General features: G+C 33.9%; 7 protein-coding genes. All 7 read left to right on the top strand.

Annotation, left to right across the window (positions count from 1 at the left end):
• Nucleotides 1-181 precede the first annotated feature (181 nt).
• The 7 genes from B2U95_RS13745 to B2U95_RS13715 all read left to right on the top strand — a co-directional run bounded on the left by B2U95_RS13745 (nucleotide 182) and on the right by B2U95_RS13715 (nucleotide 12,773).
• A complete protein-coding gene (locus B2U95_RS13745) occupies nucleotides 182-3,367 on the top strand; it encodes a glycosidase (RefSeq protein ID WP_296317141.1) in 3,186 nt (1,061 codons plus the stop codon).
• Between the two features lie 10 nt (nucleotides 3,368-3,377).
• Nucleotides 3,378-4,793 (top strand): glycosyl hydrolase family 16, encoded by a 1,416-nt coding sequence (locus B2U95_RS13740; protein ID WP_296317140.1) that lies wholly within the window; start codon nucleotides 3,378-3,380, stop codon nucleotides 4,791-4,793.
• 33 nt (nucleotides 4,794-4,826) lie between these two features.
• Nucleotides 4,827-5,681, top strand: coding sequence for a glycoside hydrolase family 16 protein (locus B2U95_RS13735; RefSeq protein ID WP_296317139.1), 855 nt, complete (start codon nucleotides 4,827-4,829; stop codon nucleotides 5,679-5,681).
• A gap of 103 nt (nucleotides 5,682-5,784) precedes the next feature.
• Entirely contained in the window at nucleotides 5,785-6,549 is a 765-nt protein-coding gene (locus tag B2U95_RS13730; protein ID WP_296317138.1) for a PKD domain-containing protein, read from the top strand.
• Between the two features lie 107 nt (nucleotides 6,550-6,656).
• Nucleotides 6,657-10,100, top strand: coding sequence for a hypothetical protein (locus tag B2U95_RS13725; RefSeq protein ID WP_296317137.1), 3,444 nt, complete (start codon nucleotides 6,657-6,659; stop codon nucleotides 10,098-10,100).
• Between the two features lie 96 nt (nucleotides 10,101-10,196).
• Nucleotides 10,197-11,378, top strand: a complete 1,182-nt coding sequence (locus B2U95_RS13720; RefSeq protein ID WP_296317136.1) for a glycosyl hydrolase family 17 protein — start codon at nucleotides 10,197-10,199, stop codon at nucleotides 11,376-11,378.
• 102 nt (nucleotides 11,379-11,480) lie between these two features.
• Complete coding sequence (locus B2U95_RS13715) at nucleotides 11,481-12,773, top strand: glycosyl hydrolase family 17 (RefSeq protein WP_296317135.1); 1,293 nt, start codon at nucleotides 11,481-11,483, stop codon at nucleotides 12,771-12,773.
• Nucleotides 12,774-12,818: the final 45 nt, after the last annotated feature.

Here is a 12,818-nt window from a genome sequence, read left to right as displayed (position 1 = left end):
TCGTTTTTGCTGATAAATAGATTGGATTTCGTCTAATTTTCGTCCATTTACGTCTAAAAACAACGTGTTGTATGTATTTTGTATGGGTGTTTTTAAACTTTCAATAAAATAAAATATTAAATTTAACACAGAGTTAGTAATTGCATTTTGATACGATCAAACCAAACTAAAAAATAAGATTATGAGAGACAACCTCCTAAGGCTAATATTTATGTTAGCTGTTATTCCATCCTTTTGCCAATCGACTAGAGTTTCAGTTGAAAATAATAGTGATGGAATGAAGCTAATAGTTAATGGCAAAGACTTTATTATCAATGGAGTCAATTGGGATTATATCCCTATTGGCACAAACACTATTGATGCTCGATTTTGGGATAAGTCAGATGACATTATCAAAGCAGGATTAGATATGGAAATGCCTCTGCTCAAAAACATGGGAGTTAATGTCATTCGTCAATACACAGGTGTACCTGCGAGATGGATTAGATATATTTATGAGAATTATGGTATATATACTATGCTTAATCATTCTTTCGGTAGGTATGGTTTAACCTTAGAAGGTGTATGGACACCAGTAACTCTTTACGATGATGCTGTGACAAGGGAATTTCTAATGAGTGAAGTTGCTAACCTTGCTAATGAGTATAAAGATACACCAGGGCTTCTTATGTATTTATTAGGAAATGAAAATAATTATGGACTTTTCTGGCAAGGTTCAGAAACAGAAGATTTTCCAGATGATGATGAAGAAAAGAAGTTTATTGGTGAAAAGCGTGGCCGTCCCATGTATAAATTAATGAATGAAGCGGCTCTCGCTATGAAGGCAATAGACTCGTCTCACCCTGTTGCTCTGTGTAACGGTGATGTTTTGTTTATAGATATTATAGCAGAAGAATGTCCGGATATAGACATCTATGGAACGAATACTTATAGAGGAGCTTCATTTACAGATCTGTTTGATGTGGTAAAAGATAAGTTAGATATGCCTTTAATGTTTACTGAATTTGGTGCTGATGCTTTTAATGCTAAAGATAATAGAGAAGATCAAAAAGCTCAGGCTTATTATATGGTTAGCAATTGGAAAGAAATATACGAAAATGCGGCTGGCCTTGGTAAAGCCGGAAATTCAATTGGGGGATTTACATTTCAATTTAGTGATGGTTGGTGGAAGTATGGGTTTGATGATAGAAAAAATGCAGAATTGCACGATAATAATGCATCTTGGTCCAATGGTGGCTATGAATTAGATTTAGCAGGCCCAGAGGTTAATAATATGAATGAAGAGTGGTTTGGTATTTGTGCTAAAGGCCCAACAAATGAGCGTGGTCTATACGAACTATATCCAAGAGCAGCGTATTACGCATTAAAAGAAGCACATAAATTAAATCCTTATGAACAGGGAGTTACTCCTGAATTTATTGACAATTTCTTTAATAATATCCAAATAATGGAGGCTGTCTTAAAAGCAAGAGGAGATAAAGCGGCGCTCAGTGGAAATGATTCTGAGAAAATTAGGATTAGTCAACTTTCAGCAAGGTTTTCAACGTTTAGTACAGGAGGCAGTCTAATTACTACACCGGATACTCCTGATCCAGACGCAACAGATGTATATCCTAATCAATTAGGGTTTGATCATATGCAGTCTTATTTTATTGGTATAGAAGGAAATCCCGCTCCGAACGTTAGAGCAGAGGTTAACTTTAATGTTGTTGGTAATGTAGCTCAAAACCCAATTGATGAGATTTTTTACGAGAATAGGTCAAGACCAGTCACGGTGAACTCAGATAATGGGGATGTTATCTTAGGTGATGTTAATAGAGTAAATGTGTATCAGGCAGAATTTGAGTGGAGCGCTAAAGATTTTGATTTAAGAGGATTTTATAGAACAGGGCATTACCATTGGCAATATGAAGGTGACTTTTTTGGCTTATATCCTGAAGCTAATTATGGGCCTAACCTAGATATATATGGAGGGGAAATCTTAGGATTAGAAATTGATGGAAAAGGCGATTTAGAAGGGTTAAAAGCAGCATTCGGACCACAATTATGGTGGGGAGCAAATCCTACAGCCTTATTAAAATATCAGCGTAAAATAGGTAATTATGAAGTTACAGGTATTTATCACAGAGATCTTGAGACCGAAATACAATTAGATGAAAACGGTCGTCGATTTTTAGATCCTAATCAAGTACGAAGTGGTATTATTCCGCCATTTCCTACAGAAAGAGCGACAATAGCAGTAGAAAGAGAGATTGGTAAATTTGATGTTACTTTAGGTGCTATTTGGGGAGGTAGTCCACTAAATGGTACTACATTTCAAAATGTAACAGGAAGTTCTGGTAACTACACGGTATTTGATGATAAAATTTCTGGTAAAGATAATTGGGGAGGGAAAGCCAAAATTACGTACCAAGGAGGAAGATTTAATATGTATGCACAAACTGCGATAATGGGTCTTGTTGCTGGTGGTGGCTTTGACGCTACCCAAACATTTACGGGTTGGAGATTAAAAGATAGTGGAAGTGGTAACATGTCAAATTTTTTAACAGGTTTTACATATTCATTTGGGAACATACAAATAGCACCAAATTTTATGTATCAAAAACCTTTGGTAGATCCTATGCCAAATGATGTAAATGCACCTGGTAGATTACGTAATGTTATAGATGATCCGTTCGCTGTTAGAGGTGGTAATAGAGAAACTACTGCTGGGGAAATATTATTTACTTACGACCCTACACCAGGAACATGGATGTATCAGTGGGATAATGATAGATCTGAAGATGCCGAATTCGCAATGAATTTAGGTTTTGTTTTTCGTCATTTACCAACAACGCAAGATGCACACATTGGTTTTCTTGCTAATCGTACATTTTTCGCTTTCCCAGAGTCAGCACCTGCTGAAGATTTGTGGGAAATACATTCGAGAATGGTATCTAAGTTAGGTCCAGATTTAGGGATTATCGGTAATTTTTATTATGGTAATGGACAAGGAAATGGTGATAGTGATAGATTAATTAAGCGTTTTGGTGGTGACATTAGAATGATATATAACAAAATGAAAATAGAAACCCACGTTAAAGTAAATGACTGGGGACCTTTTGATTATCATAGAGATTTTAACTTAACATTTCCAATGCAATTAATGTTAGATGTATCTACATCTTTGGGAAAACCAGATTGGTTTATTCTACCAAGTACTACTATAGGAATAAGAGGAACTTGGCGTTCTCTAGATCAAAATTCTCCTAGATTTGGACCATTAGCGGGTCCAGAATTTGGTGTGCCACCGTTAAGCCCTATCGGTTTTCCTAATGGAAGCGAGTGGGAGATTAGAACGTATGTAAACATAAATATTGGAAAATAAAAAATAAAAAATGAAAACTATAAAGTTAATACAATTCAAAATTGCAATGCTTACACTAGTGTTAGTAGCTGTAGGTTGTGAACGAGACATTTCGGACGATGCTGTACTTTCAGAATTTCCTAATACTGGAGATATTTATACAGATGATCCTGTAGGTCTTACTGATGAATTTTTCATTTCTTTTGACCCAGCTGAAGGTGCTAATACTGAGGGCTTTGGTACAGATGATAATGAAGCGTACATAGGAACTAGCTCAATCCGTATAGATGTACCAACACCAACTGACCCTAATGGAGGATTTATTGGAGGTATTTTTAAAGATCGTGGGGAAGGAAGAAACTTAACAGGTTACGATGCTTTAACATTTTGGGTAAAAGGATCTACAACAGTATCTATTGGTGAAGTCGGTTTTGGAACTGATTTTGAGGAAAATAGAAACGCAGTAATCTTAAGAAACGTAGCGCTTTCTACAGATTGGCGAAAAATCACCATTCCGATTCCAAATCCATCAAGACTTACCCAAGAAAAGGGGATGTTTATTTTTTCTGCAGGTACACAAGATACCGGTGGAATTGGCTACACGTTTTGGATAGATGAATTAAGATTCGAAAAATTAGGAACTATTGCACAACCAAATCCTATAATTTTTAATGGTCAAGACTTGGTTCAACAATCATTTACAGGGTCATCAATTCCGATCTCAGGATTAACACAAACGTTCAATATAGCTTCAGGTCAAAATGTAACAGTAGAAGCAGCAGCAGCATATTTTGATTTTAATTCTTCAAATGCAGCAGTTGCTTCAGTTAATTCACTAGGTGAAGTTACTATTGAAGGTTCTGGTACTGCAACAATAACTGCAACTTTAGATAACGTATTAGCAACAGGTTCTCTAGAAGTAACATCTTCTGGAGCTTTACCAGCTGCAACAGAGCCTACGTTACCACAGGTAAATGTTAAGTCTATATTTAGTGACACCTATATAAATGAAACTCAAAGTGATTTCGACCCCCAATTTGGTGGATCCACGACACAGACAACGACTGTAAACTCTAATGGTGATAATTTTCTTATTTACACTAATAATAATTTTACAGGAATCATTTTTGAAAACACAGTTGACGCCTCTGCTTTAACATTTATGCATGTAGATGTATATGCACAACAAGCAGGTGTACAGGTTGAATTTCAAATAAGAGATATAGGGGCTAATGGAGAGATAAATACAAATATCTTCACTGGTCAACCTAATGCCGATGATGCGGATTTTAGATTTACAGCTTCAGGTCTTACGGTAAATGGTTGGAATTCTTACGAGATTCCACTAGCTGGTAATATAGCTAGTCAAAAAGGTAACTTGGGAGCCATTATTTTAGCAGGTGGGCCAAATTTCATCTTAGATAACATATACTTCTATGTTCCATAAAAAAATCTAGAAATAACTTTAAAGCATATAACAATGAATAATATATATAACAAGACGATTATAAAAATTGCATTAAAGTCTTTTGCAGTGGTATCTTTTTTAATGATTTTTAGCTGTGATCCTGACGAAACACAAACTGTTGCTACTTTTAATAAGTTAGTTATGGCAGATGAGTTCGATATAGAGGGAGCTCCTAATAGTGCGTTTTGGACTTACGATATAGGTACAGGTCCAAATGGTGATGGTTGGGGTAACAATGAGTTACAACATTATACAGATAGAACGGAAAATGTAACCGTTGAAAATGGATATCTTTTAATAACTGCTAGAGAAGAAGCATTTAGTGGTTCTAACTATACCTCTGCAAGAATTACAACTCAAGGTCTTTTTGAGCAAGCTTATGGAAGATTCGAAGCGCGTATAAAAGTACCTTACGGTAAAGGCTACTGGCCAGCTTTCTGGATCTTAGGAAATGATTGTGCTGAAAACACTTGGCCACAATGTGGTGAGATTGATATTATGGAATATTTAGGAGATGAACTTACCACTACTTTTGGTAGTGCGCATGGACCTGGATTTTCTGGAGCTGATGCTATTACTAAAGACTATGTTTTAGACAGTGATCGCTTTGATACAGGATTTCATGTATTTGGTATAGAGTGGGCACCAAATTATATCAACTATTATGTAGATGGGGATTTATACCAACAAATTACAAGAGAAGTTATTTTTGATGAAACCGATGGAGAAGGAGAATGGGTTTTTGATAATCCATTTTACATTATCCTTAACGTTGCAATAGGAGGGAATTTCCCTGGTTCACCAAATAGTGAAACTGTTTTTCCTCAAACTATGCTTGTTGACTATGTAAGAGTATACAAACAATAATTATTAAGAACCAACTATAGTTTATAGATGTTAAGTCCTTTTAATCACTATTTTAAATCTAGTGGTGTAATGTAATTTACATCTTACTTTAAAAAATAATAAAATGAAAAAAGTAATCCAAATAATTTCTGTTTTATGTATTGCAATAGTTTTTGCAGGCTGTACTGACGACGACGACGTTGTGCCACAAGCAGTAACTGCAAATTTCACACAAACTATTAACCAAAATACAGGCGAAGTAATATTTTTAAATACGTCTACAGGTGCAAATTCTTATGCATGGGATTTTGGAGACGGTACATCTTCTTCAGTTATAAACCCTATTAAATCTTATGTTTTGGGTGGTATGTATTCAGTTGTTTTACAAGTGAGTAATGACGGTGGTTCATCAGATAGCTTTGAAGACCTATTAGTTATAGATGAACAATTTAATGGGGGTCTACTAACTAATGGTGACTTTGAAAACGGAAACAATTCATGGATACAAGGTGTTGACGATAATAATCCTGCACCAGTTGTTACTGTGGACGGTAATATATTTTATCAAGTAAACGTAACAAATCCAAACCCAGGGCAACCGTTTTTAGTAAACGTTAGCCAAAAATTAGAGATAACGCAAGGCGTAACATACACATTAACATTTGATGCATGGTCTGATCAAGATAGAGATATCATCGCAGGCATTGGATTAAGTGGTGGGGATTTCTCTAATACGGTTCAGACGGTGAGTATAAATACAACCCAACAGCAATATCAATTAACGGTAGAAGCTACAGGTTTTGGTGCGCCAGATGCTAGAGTCTTATTTGATTCTAACGGACAGGCAGGTTTGGTAAATATCGATAATGTGTCTTTAACTGCACAATAGAATACGGAATAAGTAATTAATTGAATACGGTCTTAAATTTGTATTTAAGACCTTTAAATATATTTCAATTTTAAAATATATTGAAAACTACAAACACGAATATAACATTGGAAAAAACTACCCCAAATAGAGACGTTGAGTTACAGCAAGTAACTATCGATAATGAGAAGTATTTCAAAATTTCAAATAATGATGAAATGCGTCCTTTTTTTATGAGTATTGTAAGTGATTCTAACCATTGGATGTTTATATCTAGTAATGGAGGATTAACAGCTGGACGTAAAAATTCAGAATATGCTTTATTTCCATATTATACAGACGACAAGATTACCGAGTCTGCAGATATTACTGGAAATAAATCAATCTTTAAAGTTCTAAAAAATGGTCAAGAATACATGTGGGAACCACTAGCTATTAGATCATTAGGGAGATACAGTACAACTCAAAATATTTACAAAAACAGGTTTGGTAATAAAATTATTTTTGAAGAAATCAATCACGATTTAGAATTAACCTTTAGATACCAATGGTGCTCTAGCGATAAATTTGGTTTTGTAAAAAAATCTAAATTAATTAATACGGCAAAAGAAACCGTAAAAGTGAGACTTTTAGATGGTGTTCAAAACATTATGCCTGCTAGTATTAGTAGTGATATTCAGAACCAATCTAGTAACTTGGTAGATGCTTATAAGCGTAATGAATTAGAAGAGTCGACTGGACTTGGAATTTACGCACTTAGTGCTATTCTTGTTGATAAAGCGGAAGCAAGTGAAGCATTAAGAGCTAATGTAGTTTGGTCTTTAGGTTTAGACAATCCAAAATACTTATTGTCTTCATTACAGCTTAATAATTTTAGATCAAAAGAACCTATTAGGCAAGAGGAAGACGTAAAAGCCGAAAAAGGAGCTTATTTTGTTTCTACAGAAATTGAATTATTAGCAGATTCATTTAAAGAATGGATCCTAGTTGCTAATGTAAATCAAAATCACTCTGACATCGCTTTGCTACTAAAGCAAATAAAGGAAGATGATTCATTGATTGATAAGATTAATGAAAATATAGCTAATGGAACCAAACGTCTTATAGAGTTGAACGCAGCATCTGATGCTATTCAAGTTTCTGCAGATAGTTTAAGAGATACACGTCATTTTGCTAATACATTATTTAATATTATGCGTGGTGGTATTTTTGATGAGGGCTATCAAGTCGAAAAGTGGGATTTTATTAATTACCTTGTTAATGCAAATAAAAAGGTAGCACGGACATCAGAAAGTACATTAGAGACATTGCCAGATGTATTCTCTTTATCAGATATTAAAAAAATAGCCTATAATAGTGGCGATAAAAACTTTAGACGCCTTTGTTTAGAGTATATGCCGTTAAAATTTAGTCGTCGACATGGAGATCCAAGTCGTCCTTGGAATAAATTTTCTATTAATACGAGAAGTGAAATCGATGGGTCTAAAATTTTAGACTACGAAGGTAATTGGAGAGATATCTTTCAAAACTGGGAAGCCTTAGCGCATTCTTATCCTGAGTTTATTGAAAGCATGATTCATAAATTTTTAAATGCGACAACATTTGATGGTTATAATCCTTATAGAGTAACAAAAGGAGGTTTTGATTGGGAAACAATAGAACCAGACGATCCATGGTCTTACATAGGTTATTGGGGAGATCATCAAATTATTTATTTACTTAAGTTTTTAGAATTTATTAATAATCATAAACCTGGTAAATTAGAAAGTTTCTTTACAAAAGATTTATTTGTTTATGCCAATGTACCTTACAAGATAAAGGCTTACAAAGATTTATTAAAAAACCCTAAAGACACCATTATTTTTGATGAAGCATTAGATCATAAAATTCATGAAGAACGCGAACAATTAGGGGCAGATGGAGCTTTACTTAGAGATGAAAATAGATTTATAGTAAAGGCAAATTTTGTAGAAAAAATATTAGCGACTACGCTAGCAAAGTTATCAAATTTTATTCCAGAGGGAGGAATTTGGATGAATACACAGCGTCCAGAATGGAACGATGCAAACAATGCATTAGTTGGTAATGGTGTATCTATGGTTACGCTTTATTATTTACGTAGATTTCTCAATTTCTTTGAAGAGCTACTTGTTTCAATAGATATTGATGAAGTAGAAATTTCTAATGAATTATTAGATTTCTTTAATAGTGTTATAGAAACTTTTGAAAGTAACAAGAGTTTATTGTCATCGTCAATTAACGATACCGATAAAAAATTAATATTAGATAGTTTAGGAAAGGCAGGTAGTGCTTATAGAACTCAAATTTATAATCATCCCTTTTCAGGAAGAAAAACGTCACTTTCAATTAATCGATTGAAAGACTTTATTACAATCAGTAAATCATATTTAGAGCATTCTATTAGAGCAAACAAACGTTCAGATAATTTGTATCATGCGTACAATTTAATGACTGTAAACAAAGACAACTCTGTTTCTATTTCTTATTTAAGTGAAATGCTAGAAGGCCAAGTTGCTGTTTTAAGCTCTGGTTATTTAAACGCTACAGAAACTTTAGATGTATTAAATGCCTTAAAGCGTAGTAAGCTTTTTAGAGCAGATCAATACAGCTATATGCTTTATCCTAATAAAGAACTCAAAGGGTTTTTAGATAGAAATACAATCGCTGAAGATGCTGTTTTATCATCAAAATTATTGCAAGAATTATTACAGGATGGAAATGTTAAAATTATAGAAAAAGATGTAAACGGAGAATACCATTTTAACGGAAACTTTAAGAATGCAAGTGATGTCTCTGCGGCTTTAGAAAAACTTTCTGAAACTAAATACAATTCACTTTTAGAATCAGATTCCCCTAAAGTATTAAAAGCTTTTGAAGATGTTTTTAATCATAAAGCTTTCACAGGCAGATCAGGTACGTTCTACGGCTATGAAGGATTAGGTTCTATTTATTGGCATATGGTTTCTAAATTATTATTAGCAGTACAAGAATGTTGTGTAAAAGCTGTTAACGAAGGTGAAAATAAAATTATCGTTGGTCATCTATTAGAACACTTCTATGAAATTAATGAAGGTATTGGAGTACATAAATCACCTGAATTATATGGAGCTTTCCCAACTGATCCTTACTCGCATACGCCAGGAGGGAAAGGCGCACAGCAACCAGGAATGACAGGTCAAGTAAAAGAAGATATTTTAAGCCGTTTTGGTGAATTAGGAATATTTGTAGAACAAGGAAAACTACTTTTTAATCCATGTTTATTAAGAAAAGTTGAGTTTTTTACTGAGCCTGCTAGTTTTGAATATATTGATATTTCTAAGAATAGAAAAAGTATTCAAATGAAAAAAGGGTCATTAGGTTTTACATACTGTCAAGTTCCAATTGTATATCAAATGAGTTCAGATAACGAAGTTGAAGTCTTTCATAGTGACAACTCAACCACAAAATTTAATATACTCACTTTAGATAAAGAAACAAGTGACCAAGTATTTAAAAGGTTGGGCACAATTGAGAAAATTATTGTCAAAATTAATAAAGATATATTAAAATAGAAGGCATAGTAGTCAAATTAAGTAAATATGGTTTTAACCATAATCATTTAAATTTTAATCTGGTTTTGTAACCAGAACCCAAAATCAGAAAAATAAATGCAAACTAGTAAGCACATAACTGCAAAAGACATATTAGGTAATCCAGATTACTTAGCTGTATCTTACGGTGGGTACCGCAAAATATCTAGAGATAGTCAACCTACAATCCAAGAGATTAAGAACGATATGAAGCTCTTGTCTGCTATGGGTATTAGATTTTTAAGAACCTATAACGTACAATTAGACCAAGCACCAAACTTATTAAAGGCAATTTCAGAACTTAAAATTGAAGACCCAAATTTTGAAATGTATGTGATGCTCGGTGCTTGGATAGATTGTATCAATGCATGGACAGATCAAATGCCAAATCACAATGTAGAAAGTCCTGATAATGCCGCAGAAATTGATAGAGCTGTGGCTTTAGCTAATAAATATCCAGACATCGTAAAAGTATTAGCTGTAGGTAATGAAGCTATGGTGAAATGGGCAACTAGTTATTATGTACAGCCAAATATTATATTAAAATGGGTCAATCATTTACAAGATTTAAAAAAGACAAAAAAACTACCTAAAGATTTATGGATTACGAGCTCAGATGATTTTGCATCATGGGGAGGTGGCGACCACATTTACCACTGTGAAGATTTAGAAAATATAATTAAAGCGGTAGACTATATTTCAATGCATAGCTATCCATATCATAATACTCATTACAATCCAGAGTTTTGGGGAATTCCCGAAGAAGAAAATTCACTATCTGAAATAGAAAAGATTGATAATGCCATGAAACGTGCTATTGAATTTTCAAAAAACCAATATGATTGTACTGTAAATTACATGAAAAGCCTTGGTGTAAATAAGCCTGTTCATATTGGTGAAACAGGTTGGGCAAGTGTGTCTAATGGTTTTTATGGTCATAATGGCTCGAAAGCAACAGATGAATATAAACAAGGCTTGTATTATAAATTGATGCGAGAATGGACGAATAAAGCCGGTATTTCTTGTTTTTATTTTGAAGCCTTTAATGAGAAATGGAAAGATGCTCACAATCCAAAAGGTTCAGAAAATCATTTTGGATTATTCAAAATAAATGGAGAGGCTAAGTACCCAATATGGGATTTAGTAGACAAAGGTGTTTTTAAAGGATTGAAAAGAAACGGAAATCCAATAACAAAAACTTATAATGGTGATAAAGAAGAATTAATGCCACATGTTTTAGTACCACCAACAAAAAGGTAGAGGTAATTTTTGCAAGTATTCTTATCAAATTTTGGTTTTACATATTTGCTTAAATAGGATTTGATAAATACAGATATTAAATATAATAATACAACTATAGTCATGAAGTTGAAGACACACATTTTTGTAGCCTTAATTATTTCAATTTTTATAGTGTCGTGCAAGCAAAACTCAAATGCTAAAAAAGAAATGCAGGAAGAAAAACAAGTGACGGCAAAAGAGATTTTAGGTAATCCTGAATATTTAGCGATGTCTTATGGAGGTTACAGACATAAAGATCCTAATATTGAGCCAACTTTAGCGGAACTTAAGGAGGATATGAAGCTTCTTGCTGCTATGGGTGTGAAAATTATTAGAACGTACAAAGTTCATAAGCCACAGGCTGAAAATGCTTTAAAAGCAATAACTGAATTAAAGAAAGAAGATTCTAATTTTGAGATGTACGTCATGTTGGGTGCATGGATCGATTGTAAAAATGCATTTACCGATCAGAAAAGAGACCATAATGCAGAAAGTGAAGCTAACATTCCACAGATGGAGAAAGTAGTTGCTTTGGCAAATCAGTATCCAGATATCGTAAAGGTAATTGCTGTTGGTAATGAAGCTATGGTAAAATGGGCTGAAACTTATTATGTAGAGCCATGGATTATCTTAAAATGGGTAAACTACTTACAGGATTTAAAAAAAGAAGGGAAACTTTCTAAAGATTTATGGATTACAAGTTCAGATAATTTTGCGTCATGGGGAGGCGGTGGAGAAGAATACCATGTTGAAGATTTAAATAAATTGATCCATGCTGTAGATTATATTTCTATGCACACCTATCCTATGCATGATACACATTATCAACCTGAATTTTGGTTAAAATCAGAAGGCCTGGAAGACATGACAGATTTAGAAAAAACAGACGCTGCAATGTTAAGAGCAAAAAAATATGCTCAGATGCAATTTAAAAATGTAGAGAGGTATATGAAAAGTCTTGGCGTAGACAAACCAATTCATATTGGTGAAACTGGGTGGGCAAGTTTCTCAACCGGTCAGTATGGCCCAGACGGGTCTAAAGCATGCGACGAGTATAAAGAAGCTCTCTATTACCAACACATGCGCGAATGGACCAATGAAGCAAGTATGTCTTGTTTTTATTTCGAAGGATTTGACGAGCCATGGAAAGGTGGTGATAATGCAGGGAATTCAGAAAAACACTTTGGCTTAATGACTGTAGATGGCAAAGCCAAATACGCGATTTGGGGTGAAGTAGATAAAGGTGCTTTTAAAGGGCTGTCCAGAAATGGAAACCCAATTACAAAAACATATAATGGTGATAAAGAAGCATTAATTAAAGATGTATTAGTACCACCAACGGAAGAAGAAATTTTAGCACATAAGTCTAATTAATATACAAAATGATGAAAACAGTCAAGTATTTTTTAGGTCTTTTTT

The organism is Winogradskyella sp. UBA3174, assembly GCF_002364335.1.
GTDB lineage: Bacteria > Bacteroidota > Bacteroidia > Flavobacteriales > Flavobacteriaceae > Winogradskyella.
The sequence above is the reverse complement of the archived record's forward strand: the minus strand, read 5'-3'. Positions and strand labels throughout refer to the sequence as shown.

Excerpts from the sequence above, each read along its gene's own strand:
- B2U95_RS13745 (WP_296317141.1), top strand. The coding sequence starts at position 182 with ATGAGAGACAACCTCCTAAGGCTAATATTTATGTTAGCTGTTATTCCA.
- B2U95_RS13740 (WP_296317140.1), top strand. The coding sequence starts at position 3,378 with ATGAAAACTATAAAGTTAATACAATTCAAAATTGCAATGCTTACACTA.
- B2U95_RS13735 (WP_296317139.1), top strand. The coding sequence starts at position 4,827 with ATGAATAATATATATAACAAGACGATTATAAAAATTGCATTAAAGTCT.
- B2U95_RS13730 (WP_296317138.1), top strand. The coding sequence starts at position 5,785 with ATGAAAAAAGTAATCCAAATAATTTCTGTTTTATGTATTGCAATAGTT.
- B2U95_RS13720 (WP_296317136.1), top strand. The coding sequence starts at position 10,197 with ATGCAAACTAGTAAGCACATAACTGCAAAAGACATATTAGGTAATCCA.
- B2U95_RS13715 (WP_296317135.1), top strand. The coding sequence starts at position 11,481 with ATGAAGTTGAAGACACACATTTTTGTAGCCTTAATTATTTCAATTTTT.